This window comes from Paenibacillus xerothermodurans, assembly GCF_002220865.2.
In the GTDB taxonomy this organism is placed as follows: domain Bacteria; phylum Bacillota; class Bacilli; order Paenibacillales; family NBRC-103111; genus Paenibacillus_S; species Paenibacillus_S xerothermodurans.
The window spans coordinates 117,303-136,978 of the sequence record NZ_NHRJ02000003.1; the positions used below are offsets into that span (position 1 = coordinate 117,303).

General features: G+C 51.6%; 17 protein-coding genes. 12 read left to right on the forward strand and 5 right to left on the reverse strand.

The genetic code is table 11. The features are described from left to right. Window positions 1-173: 173 nt before the first annotated feature. From asnB to CBW46_RS07945, 8 genes are all read left to right on the forward strand, one after another. The gene (asnB, locus tag CBW46_RS07910; RefSeq protein WP_089199479.1) at window positions 174-2,051 is read left to right on the forward strand and encodes an asparagine synthase (glutamine-hydrolyzing); all 1,878 of its coding nucleotides are present in this window, start codon (window positions 174-176) and stop codon (window positions 2,049-2,051) included. Between the two features lie 19 nt (window positions 2,052-2,070). Beyond that, on the forward strand, window positions 2,071-2,805 hold the full coding sequence (locus CBW46_RS07915; protein WP_089199480.1) for a Cof-type HAD-IIB family hydrolase: 735 nt from the start codon (window positions 2,071-2,073) through the stop codon (window positions 2,803-2,805). A 93-nt stretch (window positions 2,806-2,898) separates the two neighbouring features. Beyond that, complete coding sequence (locus CBW46_RS07920) at window positions 2,899-3,378, forward strand: DUF456 domain-containing protein (RefSeq protein ID WP_089199481.1); 480 nt, start codon at window positions 2,899-2,901, stop codon at window positions 3,376-3,378. A gap of 26 nt (window positions 3,379-3,404) precedes the next feature. Beyond that, entirely contained in the window at window positions 3,405-5,093 is a 1,689-nt protein-coding gene (locus CBW46_RS07925) for a putative polysaccharide biosynthesis protein (protein ID WP_089199482.1), read from the forward strand. Between the two features lie 474 nt (window positions 5,094-5,567). Beyond that, the gene (locus CBW46_RS07930) at window positions 5,568-7,166 is read left to right on the forward strand and encodes an extracellular solute-binding protein (RefSeq protein WP_243633223.1); all 1,599 of its coding nucleotides are present in this window, start codon (window positions 5,568-5,570) and stop codon (window positions 7,164-7,166) included. Window positions 7,167-7,241: 75 nt separating this feature from the next. After that, window positions 7,242-8,207, forward strand: a complete 966-nt coding sequence (locus CBW46_RS07935) for an ABC transporter permease (protein WP_089199483.1) — start codon at window positions 7,242-7,244, stop codon at window positions 8,205-8,207. Between the two features lie 18 nt (window positions 8,208-8,225). Beyond that, a complete protein-coding gene (locus CBW46_RS07940) occupies window positions 8,226-9,107 on the forward strand; it encodes a carbohydrate ABC transporter permease (protein ID WP_089199484.1) in 882 nt (293 codons plus the stop codon). 93 nt (window positions 9,108-9,200) lie between these two features. After that, a complete protein-coding gene (locus CBW46_RS07945) occupies window positions 9,201-11,573 on the forward strand; it encodes an AraC family transcriptional regulator (RefSeq protein WP_089199485.1) in 2,373 nt (790 codons plus the stop codon). A gap of 119 nt (window positions 11,574-11,692) precedes the next feature. On the opposite strand, the gene CBW46_RS07950 is transcribed toward CBW46_RS07945, so the two are convergent. Further along, window positions 11,693-12,130, reverse strand: coding sequence for a small multi-drug export protein (locus CBW46_RS07950; RefSeq protein ID WP_089199486.1), 438 nt, complete (start codon window positions 12,128-12,130; stop codon window positions 11,693-11,695). A gap of 145 nt (window positions 12,131-12,275) precedes the next feature. Between CBW46_RS07950 and CBW46_RS07955 the strand changes: the two genes are divergently transcribed. Next, window positions 12,276-13,061 (forward strand): Cof-type HAD-IIB family hydrolase, encoded by a 786-nt coding sequence (locus CBW46_RS07955; RefSeq protein ID WP_133253942.1) that lies wholly within the window; start codon window positions 12,276-12,278, stop codon window positions 13,059-13,061. A 111-nt stretch (window positions 13,062-13,172) separates the two neighbouring features. Then, window positions 13,173-13,712, forward strand: coding sequence for a hypothetical protein (locus tag CBW46_RS07960; RefSeq protein ID WP_089199488.1), 540 nt, complete (start codon window positions 13,173-13,175; stop codon window positions 13,710-13,712). A gap of 458 nt (window positions 13,713-14,170) precedes the next feature. Here CBW46_RS07960 and CBW46_RS07970 read toward each other — a convergent pair whose 3' ends face one another. Both CBW46_RS07970 and CBW46_RS07975 read right to left on the reverse strand, forming a co-directional pair. After that, window positions 14,171-14,392, reverse strand: coding sequence for a cold-inducible protein YdjO-related protein (locus CBW46_RS07970; protein ID WP_089199720.1), 222 nt, complete (start codon window positions 14,390-14,392; stop codon window positions 14,171-14,173). 49 nt (window positions 14,393-14,441) lie between these two features. Then, window positions 14,442-15,719, reverse strand: coding sequence for a DUF2515 domain-containing protein (locus CBW46_RS07975; protein WP_243633224.1), 1,278 nt, complete (start codon window positions 15,717-15,719; stop codon window positions 14,442-14,444). A 159-nt stretch (window positions 15,720-15,878) separates the two neighbouring features. Between CBW46_RS07975 and CBW46_RS07980 the strand changes: the two genes are divergently transcribed. Continuing rightward, a complete protein-coding gene (locus CBW46_RS07980; protein WP_089199490.1) occupies window positions 15,879-17,456 on the forward strand; it encodes a copper amine oxidase N-terminal domain-containing protein in 1,578 nt (525 codons plus the stop codon). A gap of 474 nt (window positions 17,457-17,930) precedes the next feature. On the opposite strand, the gene CBW46_RS07990 is transcribed toward CBW46_RS07980, so the two are convergent. Together CBW46_RS07990 and CBW46_RS07995 are read right to left on the reverse strand one after the other, a co-directional pair. Then, a complete protein-coding gene (locus tag CBW46_RS07990) occupies window positions 17,931-18,128 on the reverse strand; it encodes a type II toxin-antitoxin system antitoxin (protein WP_089199492.1) in 198 nt (65 codons plus the stop codon). A gap of 7 nt (window positions 18,129-18,135) precedes the next feature. After that, window positions 18,136-18,978, reverse strand: a complete 843-nt coding sequence (locus tag CBW46_RS07995) for an SPFH domain-containing protein (RefSeq protein ID WP_089199493.1) — start codon at window positions 18,976-18,978, stop codon at window positions 18,136-18,138. A gap of 127 nt (window positions 18,979-19,105) precedes the next feature. On the opposite strand from CBW46_RS07995, the gene CBW46_RS08000 reads away from it, so the two are divergent. Beyond that, on the forward strand, window positions 19,106-19,531 hold the full coding sequence (locus CBW46_RS08000) for a thioredoxin family protein (protein WP_279386460.1): 426 nt from the start codon (window positions 19,106-19,108) through the stop codon (window positions 19,529-19,531). The last annotated feature ends 145 nt before the right edge of the window (window positions 19,532-19,676 follow it).

The window sequence follows — 19,676 nt, forward strand, 5'->3', positions numbered from 1 at the left end:
GTATGCCGGTGTGATCAGGGACTCCCTGCTGGGGGGTCCTTTCATTTTACCCATGTTTTGGGTGGAACAGGGTGGCTGATTAACTGCTCGCGACGCTAATATGTTATACTGTTGTATCGTATTTATTTTTAAGACCAGCATCATGGACGTTTTCTGAGGAGGAAATATAATTTATGTGCGGAATCACAGGGGCAATGTACTTTGAAGATAGAGAGCCGTCGCAGACCATGCTGAAGGCCATGACTGATTGCATCGTACACCGGGGACCCAACGATTTTGGGTTCTGGGGCGAGAACCGCATCGGGTTAGGCTTTCGCCGACTGTCCATTATCGATATTCAGGAAGGCCATCAACCACTGGCTAACGAAGATGATAGCGTTTGGATCGTATTTAATGGAGAAATTTACAATTATAAATACCTGCGGCATGAGCTTCAGGAAAAAGGACATCAATTTAAAACTCACAGTGATACCGAGGTCATTGTTCATCTGTATGAGGAATACGGTGAGGATTGTGTGACGCGGCTGCGCGGGATGTTCGGTTTTGTTATTTGGGATCGTCGCAAAAAACTGCTGTTCGGCGCACGCGACCATTTCGGCATCAAGCCGTTCTACTACTACAAGGATGACAAGCAGTTCGTGTTTGGTTCCGAGTTGAAAAGCGTGCTCGCAGCGGACGGAATCGGCCGGACAGTTGACACAGAAAGCCTGTTGAATTATTTGACATTCCAGTATGTTCCTGAGCCGGACACCATGTTTCGCGGTATCAGTAAACTGCCCCCGGGCCACTACATAACACTGAGCTATGACGGGGACATGCAAATCCGCCGCTATTGGGATCCCATGTTCGAGCCGGAAGAGCGTCCGTTCGAGGAATATGTCGAGCGTATCCGCGAGGGATTGAAGGATTCGGTCATTCATCATATGCAGAGCGACGTGGAGCGGGGCTGCTTCTTGTCGAGCGGCATAGATTCCACAGCGATCGCCACGCATATGAGGGCGGTTGAGCCGATTCGGACCTTTTCGGTCGGCTTCGAAGGGCCTAACAATGAAACGCAGATCGCCCATCAGACCGCGGCGGCTCTGGACACGGAGCATTATTCCAAGATCATCACGCAAAATGACTTTTTTGCCGCAGTGCCTAAAGCTGTCTGGCACCAAGATGAACCGGTCGCCGATCCTTCAGCTATCGCGCTGTATCACGTGGCGAAGCTTGCGCGTGAACACGTGACCGTGGTGCTGTCGGGCGAAGGAGCGGACGAGCTGTTCGGCGGTTACCGCATTTACCGTGAACCGCATTCGCTGCGTGCAATCGAACGCCTGCCTCTGCCGCTCAAGCAGCTGCTGCACGCTGTGGCGCGAATGCTGCCGCAGGGTGTCTACGGGAGAAACTATCTGCTGCGGGGCACCACTCCGCTCGAGCAGCGTTTTCTCGGCAATGCTAAGATCTTCACGGAAGACATGAAAGCGGAGGTTGTCCGCATCGATCAGGAAACGCTCGGCAGATACCGCAATCCGTGGCAAATTGCAGGGCAATTCTACGAGAAAACGGTACACCAGGATCCGGTGACACGCATGCAGTATATTGATATGAATCTGTGGCTGCCGGGTGACATTTTGATGAAAGCTGACAAAATGACGATGGCGAATTCGCTCGAGCTCCGGGTGCCTTTTCTGGATGTTGAATTGTATGAAATCGCACGTAAAATTCCAGCCCGCTACAGACTGGCAGAGGGCACAACGAAATATATTTTCCGTAAGGCGATGGAAGGGATTATTCCCGACTTTATCCTGAATCGGCCTAAGCTCGGCTTTCCGGTGCCTCTCCGGGATTGGCTCAAGGGCAATATGGGCACAGTGATTATGGAACAGATTGAAGCGAGCGGCATCGATGGATACATTCAAATGGATACGGTCCGCCGCATGGTAGCCAACCACCGGAACGGCCAGGGAGATTACGCCCGCCGACTGTGGACCATCTATATGTTCGCGCTTTGGCATGCGACGTACATGGAGGAAATGCCGCAGCCGTCATTGGCTGCCGCTTTATAACAAAGAGAGGTGGATCCTATTGGGCAATTACAGACTGATTGCGCTGGATATGGACGGAACTTTGCTCACCGAAGATAAGACCGTGTCGAAGGAGAATCGTGCCGCGCTCGAAGCAGCGGCTGCTGCCGGTGTCACAGTGATGCTGGCGACCGGACGAGGGATTCAGAATGTCATGCCCTATCTGGAGGAGCTGGAGTTGAACTCGCCGATTGTCACTGTGAATGGCAGTGAAGTGTGGGCTTCGCCTGGAACGCTGCATCACCGCACGCTAATGGATTCCAAGCTGATACGGGATATGCACTCGATAGCAGAGGAATATGATACATGGTATTGGGCCTATGCCGTCGGCGACATTTTCAATAAGGACAAATGGGTGGACAGCTATGATAACCATCAGTGGCTGAAATTCGGCTATTATTATGAGGATGCCGAACGGCTGCGGGCGATCCGTGACAAACTGGCGGCCTGGGACTTATTCGAAGTCACCAATTCTCATCCGTTTAATATCGAGCTGAATCCGAAAGGCGTCAACAAAGCCAGCGGAATTCGGCAGGTGTGCGAACTGCTCGGCATCGATATGTCGCAAGTTATCGCCATGGGAGACAGCTTGAACGATGAGTCCATGATTCGGGCTGCCGGGCTTGGTGTAGCGATGGGCAATGCGCAGGACGAGGTGAAGCGGTTCGCAGATGTTGTTACTGCTACGAACGAGGAGCACGGTGTGGCACGGATCATCGAACAGTATATTTTGTAACATGGGCTGCGGTCAACTGGTACAAGTCCGGTCTCGCGGGTAAGAACTAAGCGAAGCAGTTCGACTGGCAAAAACGTTAAGGAGGGCAAAACAATGATCATAACAGCTTGGATCATCGTCATCGTGCTCTTTATTGTCGGAATGATCGGAGCGGTGTACCCGGTGTTTCCCGGCGCAGTAGCTATCTACGCAGCATTTTTCGTGTATGGCTTCATGGTGGGATTCGAGCCATTTGACCTCTGGTTCTGGCTGATCCAGAGCACCATATTCGTCGTGCTGCTGGTCGCAGATTACGCGGTGAGTGCGTTGGGCGTAAAAAAGTTCGGGGGTACCCGGGCATCTGTCATCGGCAGCACGATCGGCTTGATCGTCGGCCCCTTCGTCATCCCGGTAGCCGGCCTTCTGATAGGACCTTTTCTTGGTGCGGTGATTGGAGAGATGATAGCCGGAGCCGAATGGAGACAGTCCGTTCGCGCCGGTGTCGGAGCATTAGTCGGTTTTTTCTCAAGTGTGGTCGTCAAATTGCTGCTGCAAACCGCAATGATTATTCTATTTTTCATTTGGGTGCTGTAGTATCCAGGTAGCAGGAAGAAGGGAACATCTTGTCTAAAGATTCGTTGGTGAAAGGCACGTTTATTCTGACCGTGGCGGCACTGATTGCTCGGCTGTTAGGTGTGGTCCAGAGGATTCCATTGATCGTCTTGCTGGGCGACCTGGGTATGGCCGCATACGGTGTCGCGTTTAATCTGTATGCGATGCTGCTGGTAATAGCAACCGCGGGCATTCCGAGCGCGCTCAGTAAAATGATTTCAGAACGGACTGCGCTCGGGCAGCACGCCGAGGCCAACCGTATCTATCGTGCAGCACTGCTGTTTGCGGCGGCGGCGGGAGTGGTGATGACACTACTCTTGTATGTGTTTGCGCCTTACTACGCCGACGGTACGGCGAACCCGCAAGCGGTGCTGCCGATTCAAGCGCTTGCTCCCGCATTATTGCTGTTCCCGCTAATCGCTATCATGCGCGGATATTTTCAGGGCCGTCGCATGATGATGCCGAACGGCTTGTCCCAAATCATTGAACAGATCTTCCGTGTCGGTGCATCCGTTGGCTTGGCCTATGTGCTGCTGGATTACAGCCTGGATTGGGCGGTGGCCGGCGCGTCCTTTGGCGGCGTCGTCGGGAGCGTTGCCGCAGCGGCGGTGATGGTCTATTACTCCTTGAAGCTGCGGCGCACTGACCGTGCAGAAGGCTTACTCGCCGGTGCAGCCGACACTTGGGTGAGCCCGAGCACAGCCCGCTCAAATCCGCTTACGTACAAATCTATTTATGCCCAGCTGTTCAAGATTTCGATTCCTATCGTTATTTTCTCGCTCACGGTGACCTTGATTTATACAATTGATTCTTCCATAGTGACCTTGCTGCTTATGGGGCAGTTGGGCCAGGCTCAAGCTCAAGAGATTCTTGGTATCTTGCTGGGGCGCGCACAGTCGCTGGCCGGTATCCCGATCATTCTGGCTGTTGCCCTGAGCCAATCGGTGGTCCCGATCATTTCCGCCGCGTATTCGCGCGGTGATATGTCTCAGGTTTCGCAGCACACGAGCAAAGTGCTTCAGTTGTCGCTGCTCACAGGAATTCCAATGGCACTGATCATCTGTGTGGCGGCCGGCCCTATCGATGCTCTAGTATTCGGCAACGACAGGGGTTCTGTGATCGTTGACCAATTCGCCGCACCGATCATTATTGTTCTCACCATCAGCTCCATCTTTCAGATTGTGATGCAGACGTCCGGGGCTGTGCTGATGGGAATGGGCAAAATGAAGCCGCTCATGCTTCATGTAGCGGTCGGGATCGCTGTCAAACTCATCGGCAGCTATTTGCTGGCACCGGTGCTAGGCATCTACGGGATCATTGCAGCAACGGGCCTCTGCTTTATAGTGATGACGGTTCTGAATTTACGGGTGCTGCGCCAAGTCGTTTCATTCCGGGTACTCGGACGCCGGCGTTGGACAGGCTTGATTGTCGTCACATCTGTCATAACGGCAATCGGTGCTGTATTGAACTGGGTGACTGGCACGTACATCCAACCATTTGGTCATCCGCGTGCGGATGCATTCGTGCAAACGGTGATCCTTTGCCTCACCGCGGGGGGATTGTATCCGCTGCTGCTATTCATAACGCGCACGGTGAGCGTGGCAGATATTCAGCATATGCCGGGGCCGGTGCAGAGGCTGATCGGCCGAGTCGCGCCGCGCTTGTTAAGAGCAAGACAAGAAAGTACTAATACGTGAACAAAAGCGCATTCAGCGGGTCGTGCTGCCAGCGGTTGTCAAAGCGGCCCGAGCTGCACCTTTACAGCAGATCTCGCTCTGCTTGACCGCGGCCATCACCGCCGCAGGGCGAACAAAAATAGCACCTCGTACACGGGCATCCAGCCTACGTGCGAGGTGTTTTTTTGCTGCGCTACCGTAAGGTTGCTCATGTGACTGGGTCCACCGAAAAACAACGGAACCGATCTGCAGCTGGCTATGGCTTTATACCCTTCAGCTCATCACATTGCATGTTATCATCGAAAAACTGATCATCAATGTTAAATTTAATTAGGATATGAGAAAAAATGTATACCCGGCAGCAGAACAAAAGGCGGCCTTTCCGTAAAGTCAGCAGTGTAACGCAGTGGCTGAAATGCGTATTATCGGTTAACAAAGATGCGCACGCGGCATCCTGATGAAACCCAAGTTACGAAATAAAGGAGGCGCTTTCATTTGGTAAAAAAGTGGAGAAGGATATCTGTACTCTCGCTTACAGCGGTGTTGACTGGCACGGCATGTATGGCGGGCTGCTCAGACCAACCGGACACTGGAGGGAATACATCGGAGGAAGGCGGCAAATTGACGAGCCTGACGTATTGGACAACGATGACGGGTCAGGCTGCCGTGAGCATGAAGAGCTATGGGGAGATGGAAGTGTACAAGGGAATTGAGAGCATAACTGGCGTCAAGGTCAATTTTCAGCATCCGCCGCAGGGACAGGACGCCGAGCAGTTTAACTTGATGCTCACATCGGGGCAACTGCCGGATGTCATCGAATACCATTGGACCAGCTTCCCGGGCGGTCCCGAGAAAGCCGTCAAGGATGGCAGAATTATAAAGCTCAATGAGTTGATCGATCAGCATGCCCCGAATCTGAAAAAGGTACTCGAATCCAATCCCGAATGGAAAAAGCAGGTGACCACCGATGACGGCAGTATCGTAGGATTTCCTTTTTTGCGGGGTGATAAAAAACTGCAAGTATATAAGGGCGTGACAGTGCGAAAAGACTGGCTCGATAAACTCGGTTTGCAAATGCCCACGACCATTGATGAATGGCATACGGTTTTGAAAGCGTTTAAAGAGCAGGATCCAAACGGCAACGGTCAAGCGGATGAGATCCCAATCATTATTACACTGGGTGAGTTGAATGGCTCGCACGCGTTTATTGGAGCGTTCGGTATCACAAACGGATTTTTCCAAGATGCAGGTAAAGTCAAGTACGGGCCGCTTCAGCCACAGTACAAGGAGTTCCTCACTTTAATGAATCAATGGTATAAAGAAGGCCTGTTGGATAAAGATTATGCCGCCACTGACGGAAAATTGTTGGATGCCAAAGTTACCGGTCATCAGATCGGCGCTTTGATTACGAACACGGGTGGAGGCATAGGCAAATACATGGGGCTGATGGCGGGCAAAGATAATCATTTCACACTGTCGCCCGCACCATATCCGACGCTCAACAAAGGAGAGAAGCCTGAGTTAGGGCAGATGGACTTTACCTTTAACGGTCGGGGGGCCGCTATCTCTACGAGCAACAAAAATCCGGTGGAAACGGTGAAATGGCTGGATGTCGGCTACAGCGAAGAGGGGCATATGCTGTTTAATTTCGGCAAAGAGGGGATTAGCTACAATTTGATTAACGGCTACCCGAAATACACAGAAATGATTACGAAGAATCCAGACGGGCTGCCGATGCAGCAGGCTATGGCTCGTCACAACCGGGCGGGCTGGGACGGTCCGTTCGTGCAAGATGTTCGTTATATCGAGCAGTACGCCGCCATTCCGGAACAGCAGGAATCATTGACCGCATGGGCGGAACCGACGAATGAGAAGCTGATGCCGCTGATCACGCCAACCAAAGAGGAAAGCGGCACATACGCGTCGATCATGGCGGATATCAACACTTATAAGGACGAGATGTTCCACAAATTCGTCATGGGTGCGGAGCCGCTTTCCAACTTTGATGCATTTACTGCCACATTGAAGAGCATGGGGATCGACGAGGCGCTGGAAATACAGCAAGCCGCGTTGGAACGTTACAACAAACGGTAAAAGGCCGGCGGGGGATGCATGCATCACGCATCTCCTCAACGGTTCCGATCAACGCAGAAAAGGAAGTGAAGCATAATGTCTCTACTGCCGACGGACGCGCAGACACGAAGCGGAGTACTATCCCGCGGCGCCGAATTGCGCCAGAGGGTGCGAAAAGACTTGCTGCGCAACAAGTATATTTATCTGATGGCGCTGCCGGTCCTGGCCTACTATGCCATTTTTCACTATGGGCCCATGTACGGCCTGCTCATTGCCTTCAAAGATTTTAGCCCGGCTCTTGGCATTTGGGGGAGTCCCTGGGTCGGCTTCGACCACTTCAAGGAATTTTTTCAAAGCCATTACTTCTGGAGATTGATTCGAAACACAGTGCTTATTAACATTTACGAGCTGCTGTTCGCGTTTCCTGCCTCGATCCTACTTGCGCTGCTGCTGAATGAAATCCGCAGCAGTGTATTCAAAAGAGCCGTGCAGACCGTTTCGTATCTGCCCCACTTTATCTCCATCGTCGTCGTTGTCGGTATGATGGTGGACTTCCTGGCGAGAGACGGGCTAGTCAACCAGGTTCTGGGTCTGCTCGGGATGGAGTCCATCGCGTTCCTGCGCGAGCCCGACTGGTTCCGCTTCTTGTATGTGTCGTCGGGAATTTGGCAGGGCATCGGTTGGGGCTCGATCATTTATTTGGCAGCGATCTCCAACATTGACCCAACACTGTATGAAGCGGCGAAGATGGACGGAGCGGGGCGGTGGAAGCAAGCACTGAATATTACGATCCCGGGCATCATGCCGACTATCGTTATATTGCTCATCCTGACGATGGGCTCCATGCTGAACGTGGGCAGCGAGAAGGTGCTTCTCATGTATAATCCCCTCACGTATGAAACGGCCGACGTCATATCCACTTATGTGTACCGCAAAGGGATATTGGAGGCAAACTACGGTTACACCACGGCGGTGGGACTGTTTAATTCAGTGATCAGCTTTATCTTGATTGTAGTGGCCAATGGGATCAGCAAGCGGGTTAGTGAAAATAAATTGTGGTGACAAGGAGGGACACGTCTAATGCCTAATCGCTTAACGGCGGGTGAAAGTGTGTTCAGCCTCGCTAATACGATCCTTATGCTCATGCTGTGTTTTGTTACGTTGTATCCGTTTTTGTACGTACTGTTTTCGTCGCTCAGTGACCCCACCCTGCTCGCTCAGAGCCGTGGTCTGCTGTTTAAGCCGCTGGGGTTCAGCACGGCCGCGTACTCGGCGGTGTTCGACAATCCAATGATCGGAAAAGGCTATCAAAATACTCTGCTTTATGTGTCGGTCGGCACAGCGCTCAATCTTTTCATGACTGGTTTAGGTGCATATGTGCTTTCACGGAAAAACGTGCTTTTCGGCAACTTCATCATGTTCGCGATCGTGATTACGATGGTTTTTAGCGGTGGTCTGATTCCCTCCTACATCGTTGTCACCAAGCTGGGAATGTTAAACACCCCATTGGCAATTATCGTGCCGGGCTTAATTAACACCTTCAATATGATCATTATGCGTACGGCATTTCAATCCGTTCCCGTGAGCTTGGAAGAATCCGCTCGAATGGATGGCGCCAACGACTTCACGATCCTCTTCCGCGTCATTGTGCCTCTCTCCATGCCCGTGATCGCTGTCATGGTCCTCTGGTATGCTGTCGGGCACTGGAATTCTTACTTCAGCGCGTTGATCTATTTGCGTGACCGGGAGCTCTACCCGCTGCAGCTGATATTGCGCGAAATCCTCATTACGAACAGCACCGACAACATGATGACCGGCACCTCCATGGGCGACAAAATGCCTATCGGCGAGACGATCAAGTATGCGACCATTATCGTGTCAACACTGCCCATCTTATGTTTGTATCCCTTTTTGCAAAAATATTTCGTGAAGGGCGTAATGATCGGAGCTATCAAGGAGTAGTTTGTTTTTTCTGAATATTTATTTTTTTCAGAGGTAGAAGTAAGGGCTTTCACGAATATGTTATAGAAAAGATTACGTGGAGGTTCTACCATAATGTCAAGTCTCCGACAGATGCTCCGATTTCAAGGGTTCAAACGGAAAAGCGTGTTCGTCAAGCTGCTCGCTTCCAATGTGTTCATCCTGCTGATGCCGATGATCATAGGCGTAGTATTGTACGCTAAGGTAGAGCAGTTCATAACCGATAACGTGAAAAGGTACAATCTAGGCATGTTGGAGCAGCTTAAGCAAAGCATGGACGCGCGGTTGAAGGAAGTAGAACAGCTGGCCCAGCAGATCAGTCTGAATCCCAAGCTGAACGGTTTACTGGGTGACGGAGGCTCCCAGTTGAATAGTGATTACAAATATATTGAGTTTGCCCGCCACTATTTGGAACGCCATAAGCTTATGACGAGTGACTTTATCTATGATTACTACCTCTACTTTGCCGGCACGGACACAATTCTAAAGCAGGGGGTGAAGACAGACTCTCGCACGTTTTACAAGTACTATTACCAATATGCGCATCTAAGCTACACAGACTGGATGGAGAACATATTAAACGGCTATCACAGCACAACGTATTTGCCATCGTCCGAACTGATGCGTCGGCCGGGACTTCCCGTGGCTGCATCCTCCCTGCCGGGTAACCCTTCCGGCAGGGTCATCACGTACGTTCAGTCTCTGCCGATCGGCAGCTCGACGGAGGCGAGAGGCACACTTGTCGTGTTGATCGAGGAAGCCAAGATCACGGAGATGATCCGCCAAATTGAATCAGTCAACCAGAGTTCTGTTTTAATCGTGAACAACTCAGGCGAGATCATCATGGGCAACTCGAAGCCTGTGGTACGGCGGCTTTCCGTTCTCCAGAATCTTGCTTCGACGTCAGGCTTGATTGACGGCAACGTAATCGGTAAAGATCTGATGATGTCGTACATCTCCTCCGATCGCACAGATTGGAAATATGTAACGATAACGCCCACGGGCGTGTTCCTGCAGCATGTGGACAAGGTTAAAGAGGCGGCGCTGTGGTTGTTTCTGTGCTGTCTGGCCGGTGGTGCCGCAGCCGCGTATTTCACAGCATATCGCAATTATGCTCCGCTGAGGCTGATCATCAAAGGGATAACCAAAGGGGGCACACCTGCTCAGCAGCCCAGCAATAACGAGTATGAGCTGCTCCAGGAGACGATTCAAGAATCACTGGCGGAAGGACATAATTTGCGGCAAATCATTCATCGTCAAATGCCTGTGCTCCAAGCGAACTTTTTGACACGTTTAATTCGCGGACAGGTCGACGATTCCACGGACACGGGGGATGCGGCACAATTTTTGAATATACGATTTGTATCGGACAGCTTCGCCGTGATCTTGGTCGACATCGATGACACAACGGGATTCGTGGCCAGACCCAGCGAGCGGCAATGGGCGACGATACGGTTCATTTTAACCAACGTGATGACTGAGCTAGCGCAGCAATATCACTCTGTTTACAGTGTAGCGTTAGACAGGGACCGTCTTGCCCTGCTGCTGAATCTGCATGACAACCGCTCTACGGAGGCATGGGAAGACGTGAAAGCCGCGGCCGTACGACTAAAGGAATGGATTGAGATATACTATCGCATCATCATATCCGTGTCGGTGAGCGATATTCACCAAGGCGTCACCGAAATTCGCACGTGCTATGCGGAAGCGGTGCAAGCGGCGGATTACAAAATTGTGCGCGATCCGGGAGAAATTTTGTATTACCGGGATATTCGGCAAGATGAGCAAGGTTTTGATTATCCGATCGAGACGGAAATTCAATTGATGAATTTGGTGAAAAGCGGTGATTTTACGCAAGTGGAAGTCATTCTAGAACGAATCTATCAAACGAATTTTCTATCCAAGCGCCTTAGTCCCGACATAGGACGGTGCCTCTTTTTTAACATCACCGGGACCCTTTTAAAAATATTGAACTCGTCTCTTATTCGAAACACGGATCAGATGCAGCGAATGTTCGATTCGATCAAGCACATTCTTGCTGCCAAAACGGCGGAAAGCATGCATTTGAAGACGAAGGGAATCTTCCGTATGTTGACCGAAGCCATACGCGAAGAGAGAACCGATCACGGACAGCAGCTGTTGGAGAAGGTGAGAGGGCTGGTAGAGAACAACTTAACGAACCCAAATATGGGTTTGGCCCTTTTGGCCGAGCAGCTGAACATGTCCCCACAGTATTTGTCCACCTTTTTCAAAAAAGCGCAAGGTGAAAATTTGACGGACTTCATCCTTAAGAAACGAGTGGAGTATGCCAAACAACTCATGGAAGATAAAACGTTGACCAATACTCGTGTCGCCCAACTCGTGGGTTACTCCAATGACATTGTGTTTATCCGTGCGTTCAAAAAAATGGAAGGGATTACACCAGGGAAGTACAGGGAGAGCTTGTAACGATCCACGCACAACTCGCCGGCCGCGAAAAAAGCCGCCGAGAACATTGATGAGAGGCCACCTGGAGAGCACTGAATTCGCATCAGTGCTCTCGAAGTGGCCTTTTTGTGCGCGATCCATTACATGTAGGCTTTGAACGACATCATGCCTAGGGCGGCGGCCGCCGTTAATATGGCACTCCAAACGACGATACCGATCGTCATCCAGAGCATCAATTTCCGGGGCTCAGCGCCGAACGCAATGCCGATCGCCGCGCCCAGTGGTGCTCCGGTGATAAGCGGGGATAAGAAACCTAAGCCCACAATGCCGTATTTTTTCCACACCCTTGCCATTCTGCTTTCTTTGCGTGCGTTCTTGCGCTCAAAGCGCTGTACGAGCCAATTGCGCAGCGACTTACCAAAGAAGATAACGATCGCCGCACTCACAGCAGCCCCGAGTGCACTTAGCAGACCGGTCACAAGCGGAGACAGGTTCAATGCAAGTCCCAATGGAATAGCTGCCCATAGTTCCAACACGCCTGCGCCGATTACAGTCAACCCAGCCCATACACTATCCATCACATTCACCACAACCTGTCCAACTATGTTTTTTTCTCGAAGTTTTCATAGCACAGCTTCCTTTCCGTCCGATGATTTTGAGCAGCTAACTATTCCTACGTATTGGAGTGTATAATAGGTGCAGAAAAATAGCGAGGTGAACATCATGATTAAATTAGTGGCATTCGATGTAGACGGCACATTGCGTGACCGCGAGTACCTGCCGAAATCTACGCGCAGGGCGTTACATACACTGAAGGAGCATGGCATCACGCTTGCGTTGTGCACAGGCCGCAGCGAATACGAGATGAAGGCTTTATGGACGGAGCTCGAAATTGACTGGGCGGTCACTTGCAACGGCAGCCACATCGGACACCAGGGCAAAACCGTTTTCGACAACCCGTTTTCCCGCGAAACCGTGCAGGATTGGCTTGAACTGGCCGAACGGTTGAATCACACCCTTCTGCTGTACGGCGCGGAACTGATGTTCACGAATCGGGCGAATGATCCGCATTTTCTTCAGGCTCAAAAGGAGATCGGCTTTATGGAGCCAGTACTGCTCAAAGACGGAGACGAGGTACCCAACATATATCAATGTATCGTGTTTTGCAACGAAGAAGACGAAGCACACTACGTGAAGGGAGAACGAAGCCGGTATTACATACACAGATGGCGACCTTGGGCGGTCGATATCAATCCTAACGGGATGCATAAGGCGCTTGGGCTGCAAAAGCTGCTTGACCATCTGAATCTGATGCCGCAGGAAGTGGCGGCGTTCGGCGACGGACTCAATGATCTGGAGCTTTTAGAATCAGTTGGAATGGGGATTGCTATGGGCAATGGAGGAGAACTGTTGAAGAAAAAAGCGAGGTTTGTCACGAAGCCGCTGCGGGAAGATGGTATCGAATACGCGGTACACAAATGGATTATCGCACCTGGTGGTGAGCTTTAGAACCTTAGACATTTAGAATGGGCCCCAGTGCTTCAACGCTGCTGAATAAATCCACGCGGAACGCAGACGCTATGTTGGAGCATTACACGCACGCATGATCGGAGGCCCCTGATGAATCAAACGATGTATCGCATTGAAGAAATGTTAGAGACCGCGTTACAGCTAAGTGATCGCATTTCAGCCGCTATGCAGCAAACTCCAAGCCCGATTGCGGGGGTACGGGAAAGTGTGGCAAATTTACTTGCGAATTATAAAGAGTCAACATCGCTGCCGAATCGACCGGGACAAGCCAACGACCTTCGTTCCGGCATCGCCGTTATACGACACGAAATCCACCAATGTCGGCGGGTGCTGGAACAATTAACGAGCGACAGCGCACAATTGTACCGCGAACTAATTGGTGATGACAAGGACGCTTTTGAACGAATGACGCCCAAGCAGCAGCAGAGAAAACATCCGACAGCCTTTCATGCGAAGCAAACGTTCCACAGCTTGTCCCAACTCGAAGAAGCGCTTGCGCTGACAACATCCGCATTGATGACATTGAGCGGAGACCTGGAACACAATATGTTAGAACACCTGGAGGTGCCTGACGTCGGTCATTTCAAAGTTGAGGATAATACGCCGGTCAGGCCTACCCTGGCGCCGTAAAATCATCAGTACCCTGAATACTATTGACCCCGCCTACGTCTTGAAAGAAACAGCATAAATCCGGTAAAAATAAAGCTGCTCGACAAAAGTCCACAGAAAGGCGGGGCAGCATGAGTTATACGTGTTATTACTGCAATCAGGTCTCGGAACAAGCCCACAGCATCACTATTTATGACAAGGATGGTGTGGAAGATCGGCTTGAATTACTTTGTGACTCGTGCTATGAGGATTGGCTCCTGGAGCTCAAAGGGTGACGGATTACGCGCAGCAGTGCGGGCCCGCTAATAAGATGCTTGCGCAGGTTGTCCCGTGCGCGCAGGGGCCTGACGGAGGTGCGAGTGTTGCCAGTGTTGCAAGTGTTGCACGCTTTGACGCCGCAAGCTGCATAAACGCAGTCTACAGAAAAAAAGCTGCCCGCCGGGCAGCTTTTCGCATGAACATATAATACCGTTAATACATTACACTTGTACTGGCTCCGCCTGAACTTCAGCTTTTTGCGGGGCCTTGACCTTGTTGACCAGCTTGGGCAAATGCTTGATACTGCGTATCATCTCCCCTTTGCACAAGGGGCATCCGGGAGAATCGCCCGAAACCATTTCTTCCCTAATCCAGGTTTTGCATTCTCTGTTTCGGCAGCGCAAAATCGGCACAGGGGACACTTTCGGCGTTGTATCATCCATTGGCACGCAAATACACCTCCCATCTTTAAACTGCCCCAACTTCGCCCGTTTATTGCACTAGATCACCCGTTAGCACGGCCAGTTCGATCTTTTTCAGCCCAAAACAATACTCATGAGTCATCTCAAATGCAAAAGGCGGCTCCACCGGGCTAAAGTACTGTAAGCATCGGCCTCCGTCATGCACGAACCAATCCCCCGGCTCGGCAGGGGCCATAAGTTGATCCTTCCATGCGTCAGTCAACCGTGGGCTGTACAATGGCGCCGCCTCAGGCATCAGGCTGCAGCCGTCCAGCCATTCCTTCAGCTCGCCTCGTGGCACAGGGGGAGACCTGCGGATGGAGGCGAACAGATGCGGCCAGTAGTCCGCCCTGGATCCGGTGTGCCGTAGGCCCGCGGCAAAATGGGTTGCTCCATGGAACACTGCTGGTATGCCGAACAATATTGCATACAGCTTTCTGCCCACCTGGATGCGCTCATGCAGATCCCTGAAATTCTCTATGATCAAACCCGCCAACCGCACACGGCCTTCATGCTCGTATGGCAAGATCACCTGGTTCAACTGAAGCAGCGATTGCACGCTGAAAAATAATGTGTCGAGCACAAGCTCGCGGTATGCGGCATGCTCGATCACACGCTTTTGAATATAATTCTGTTCGTTGATGATGAGCGCCGTGGTTAGCAGTCCGGAATCGCCTCGCGCAAAAAATATCTCCCACACCGGCCTCATGAAACCGGAGACTCCTAGCCGGGGCAGCAGATGGAAAAATGAACGGCCACGCCGACGGCTTATGTCATACAGCAGGAGCTGCGCATATGCGTCGTGAAAAATGAGGGCATTAGACCGCTCCAGCATACCGAAGACCGACAGCCGTGTATCTGTGCGCAGCAGATAGGGCAGCAGTTCCCCTTTCAAATCGGTAATATTCCAACCCCCGTTGCGCGAGACCATGTGGGCAAGGAAAGCCCAATGCAGCTCCGGGTGCCGCCGATACATCTGCCAATACGCTTGTGTACGGCTTATATTGTTCCGGTTCAATTGTTCCGTGCGTTCCCGGATGCTTGCAATCATAGCTTTCTCGTCATCCGACATGGGGGCTTCGGCAACGACAGTCGGGTTCGTGCTGCTCGGCGGTGTTTTTGACAGGGACAGGCGCAGCTCCTCTACATGTTTCCAATTGATCTGCATCTGCGAAATGGTATCCAGGTGCGATTGTTCGAAGGATAAGGTGCTGATCTTACCTTTCAACCATTGAGTGACCTCGTAAGGGGTGGCGGCCAGCTTTTGCAGCAAATCCCAGCCGTTCCAGCGAAATTTTCCGTTGCCCACCGCGTTTTCACCTCCGCCCAGCTTATGTGCCGCCGGATCTACCTACCAACAGACTTTAGAACTATTTTTTTCCAGATATAGAAACTAAAATATTACTTACGACGTCTATGTTTTATATGGCATTTTGCGTTGATATATTTTTACAAATGGAGGTACACGATGAAAATTAGAGCGAACAGAACATGGTTGTCATGGGCACTGGTCGTAGTGCTCTTCGTACTGGCGGGTTGTGAGCCGGTTGGCGGATTGGATTTCAACAAAGTGTTCGTGAATGCAGCGAGCGTGAAATCTGTGGAAGGCACACAGGCACTGTCGTTAGAGCTTGTTGCTAATCCAGCGGCGAAACCGACCTTGGAAGAACAGAGAATGCTGGATCTTTTCAGTAACGTACAGCTGCGGATAACCGAGCTGAAGCAGCAGGATCTCACTAACCTTTTTGCTAAAGGAGAGTTCGTGTATAAGCAGGCGGAGATTCCATTCCAGCTTTGGCTGCAGGATCAGAACTATGTATTTCAGCTCGAAGGCGCAAAAAAGCCGATCGTGCTGCGGACAGGCGCAGCGCCCTCGGATACGTTGAATCCGGCTATGTCTGAGAAACTACAGGATCAGATTAATCAGCAATCCGAAAAAATCGCACAGCCCATGCCATCGTTGCTCTCTTACTTCATAGGTTGGGCTCCAAATCCGCAAACGATCACGGCTTTTGAGCATTCCGAGCATGTGCATCTGGAAAAGGTCACAGGCCAAAAGGTACATATCGAAATTAAAGGCAATGAGCTGGCTGGGCTTGTGAAGGGCTTTTTAACAAATTTATTAGCTGACGAGCAAGGTTTGAAGGATCTGCTCGGTGTTATATATGATTTGTATGCTCCGATCATGCAGCAGGCTATGCAGGAGAGCGGCGATAACGGGCATTCGACGAACGATGCAATCTCATCATATTTGACGAATAAGCCCCTGGCAGTTGAATTTGCCTACACTTACATCACGCAAAGCCTGAAGAAGCTGCTCGAAAACTACGATCAATCCATGCAGCAGCTCATGAGCGCACCGGACGGATCACAGGCCGCGAAAGCCATTTTCAACGACTCCAGTTATATGAAAATGGATGTGCTCGTCGACAGTAACTTGATGCCGCGAAAAACGGATATGGAAATGATGGTAACTTCATTTGATGCTTCAAGTGCTATAAAATCGTTTAAGTTGACATCAACCAGCCAGATGTGGAATCACAATCAGCCCGTCACGGTAGATCCGGTCGACTCTACCGGCGCGCTGGAGCTCACCGCATTCCAATCTCCCGCGAGAGTCATATCAGTGATCGATCCACAGTCTGAGTTGTATCAGTTGTTGAAGCATGATCTTAAGATCACGAAGCAAGAAATCACAATGATTATGGACGAAAAGAGCCCGCAAGCCAGCTCGCTGAAACCGTATAACCGGAATGGCACAGTGATGGTTCCCATCCGGTTTGTGGTCGAGCAGCTGGACGCGGATGTGGAATGGGAACAGGCGATCCAGAGAGTGACGGTGACCGACCCGCTGAGCGGCGCGGTGATCAAACTGAACGTGGGCAGTAAGCAGGCCACTGTAAACGGTATGATCAAGCCGTTGGAGACGGAGGCGGAGCTCCTGCATGGATCCACTTTTGTGCCGGTACGTTTCATCGCGGAAAGTATGGGCGCTAAAGTCGAATGGGATCAAGACACGATGATGGTGACCATTACCCGGGATTAGTATAGCCTCCGGTGCAACATGTTACACAAACCATGCAAAAAAGCCTGATTCCGCCGGATCAGGCTTTTTTTGCATGGCGGCTGTGGAGCTACCACGCCGAGCAGTCGCGTGTACATGTCGAGCGCCGTGGCGCTGCGTCGGCCTGCACCGCCGCTCAGCGGTCTTCGCTGCGCGTTGGCGCGTACGCCGGGCTCACCGCGCTGCGTGGTCGTCCGCCACGTAGTGGAACGTACGTTAGCCGCAGCGCGCGATGCGCATCCGCCGTACAGTGGCGCGTACGCTACTGCACCACGCTGAGCGGTCTCCGCGCAGCCTGTACGCCTCCGCGCGGAGACGTCGCTGCCTTCGCCTTCGCACAAAAGTTGCACGCGCGGTCTCTATCGCACCGTCGTGGTGCCGATATGGCTGCGTATGCCACGCCACCGCGTGCCGCGAGCAGTCGCTGCGTTCTGCGCGGGGGCAGCTCGGCACATCTCACTCTTCGGGCGGCGTGGGGCTATCCGCCGGGCCTGGAGGGCGCGGTCCGGACAGCCTTCCCGCCCGAAGCGCCGCCTCGCGCAGCAGAAACTCGATATGCCCGTTCACACTGCGCAACTCATCGTTAGCCCATCGCTCCAATGCCTCGTATAGTTTGGGATCAAGCCGAAGGGCGAAGTTTTTTTTCCCTGCCATAATTTAGTCAGTACAAGCTGCCAGTGTTAATGATGGGATTAGCGGACCGGTCAGAGACAATGGCAACGAGTAAATTGTTGATCATTGCGGCCTTACGTTCTTCATCCAGTTGAATCACGCCGTCTTGTTCGAGCTGGGCAATGGCGAGCTGAACCATGCCTACCGCGCCTTCCACGATCTTCGACCGGGCGGATATGATGGCTGTCGCCTGTTGGCGCTGCAGCATGGCACTAGCGATTTCTGTCGAGTAGGCAAGATGGGTCAATCTTGCTTCGAGCACCTCAACGCCGGCCACGGACAACCGCTCCTGCAGTTCACGGCTTAATTCCAAAGCGATCTCTTCCGAATTGCCGCGCAGGGAGTAGCCAGCCTCGGTGTACACATCGTAGGGATATTTAGTGGCTACATGGCGTAAAGCGGTCTCGCTTTGAATTTCTACAAATTGCTCATATTTATCTACATCGAACGTTGCTTTGGCAGAGTCCACCACCCGGAACACCACCACAGCGGCAATCTCAATCGGGTTCCCCTCCACATCGTTGACCTTTAGCTTCACGCTATTAAAATTGCGCACGCGAAGCGACACATTCGTCCTCACCGATAAGGGTACCGTCAACCAGAACCCGCCCTCCCGGATCGTGCCAACATATCTGCCGAAAAACGTGACAACCGCGGCTTGGTTTGGCTGCACCACCGTGACGCCGCTAACCAGCACAGCCGCAGCGGCAAGCAGGATGATGCCGGGGATGAAGCTTTCCTGAATGAGCAATGCGACGCCGCCGCCAATCAGTGCTGCGGTTAATAACGACCCGATAAATCCATTTAATGCCCAAGCTTTTTGTTCTTTCACAGGTCCCACTCCTTTTGAGAAGATACATATCGTTTTGATATTTAGATGATATCACTTTTCTCAATAAATGTAAATCCTATTTGGCATTAAATTTATTGTTCGTTTGACACCTAACTAGCGGCATGCTATAAGTTGTTGTAAGCGAGCCCTATGCACACTAGCGGAAGCTCTTCAAAATCATCTCAACAATAAAAGGCGGTGCCTATATATGGAACAGGTGAAAACCGAACAGGAATTCCAGCGAAGAATTGAGTCTGACAAACCAACGATCGCCGTATTCAAAGCAGAATGGTGCAAGGATTGCCACTTTATCGAGCCCTTCATGCCGGCTGTGGTGGAAGCTTACCAAGACCGGTTGAATTTTATTGAGTTGGACCGGGACGAAGTGCCGGATTTATGCGAAAAGCTGAACATTCTCGGCATTCCGAGCTTCATAGCTTTCCGCGAAGGGCAAGAGCTTGTGCGGTTTGTGAGCAAATTGCGCAAAACAAGAGAAGAAATCGAGCAGTTTCTAGACCGGGCGCTGGCTGTGGCAGACGCAACGCGGAAGTGACCTATCTTAAATTAGGCTAATTAAACGTAGAGAGCCTGCACGTATGGTAGCTGTGAAAGCTGATGCCCATGGTTGGCGCGGTAACGCCATGCTGTGGCTGTCAGCTTTTTCTGTTTGATAGCCGGGAGCACGGTGCCAATCCGTT

Coding starts and splice junctions, on each gene's coding strand:
- asnB (WP_089199479.1), top strand. CDS start 174: ATGTGCGGAATCACAGGGGCAATGTACTTTGAAGATAGAGAGCCGTCG.
- CBW46_RS07920 (WP_089199481.1), top strand. CDS start 2,899: ATGATCATAACAGCTTGGATCATCGTCATCGTGCTCTTTATTGTCGGA.
- CBW46_RS07935 (WP_089199483.1), top strand. CDS start 7,242: ATGTCTCTACTGCCGACGGACGCGCAGACACGAAGCGGAGTACTATCC.
- CBW46_RS07940 (WP_089199484.1), top strand. CDS start 8,226: ATGCCTAATCGCTTAACGGCGGGTGAAAGTGTGTTCAGCCTCGCTAAT.
- CBW46_RS07945 (WP_089199485.1), top strand. CDS start 9,201: ATGTCAAGTCTCCGACAGATGCTCCGATTTCAAGGGTTCAAACGGAAA.
- CBW46_RS07950 (WP_089199486.1), bottom strand. CDS start 12,130: ATGGATAGTGTATGGGCTGGGTTGACTGTAATCGGCGCAGGCGTGTTG.
- CBW46_RS07955 (WP_133253942.1), top strand. CDS start 12,276: ATGATTAAATTAGTGGCATTCGATGTAGACGGCACATTGCGTGACCGC.
- CBW46_RS07960 (WP_089199488.1), top strand. CDS start 13,173: ATGAATCAAACGATGTATCGCATTGAAGAAATGTTAGAGACCGCGTTA.
- CBW46_RS07970 (WP_089199720.1), bottom strand. CDS start 14,392: ATGGATGATACAACGCCGAAAGTGTCCCCTGTGCCGATTTTGCGCTGC.
- CBW46_RS07980 (WP_089199490.1), top strand. CDS start 15,879: ATGAAAATTAGAGCGAACAGAACATGGTTGTCATGGGCACTGGTCGTA.
- CBW46_RS07990 (WP_089199492.1), bottom strand. CDS start 18,128: ATGGCAGGGAAAAAAAACTTCGCCCTTCGGCTTGATCCCAAACTATAC.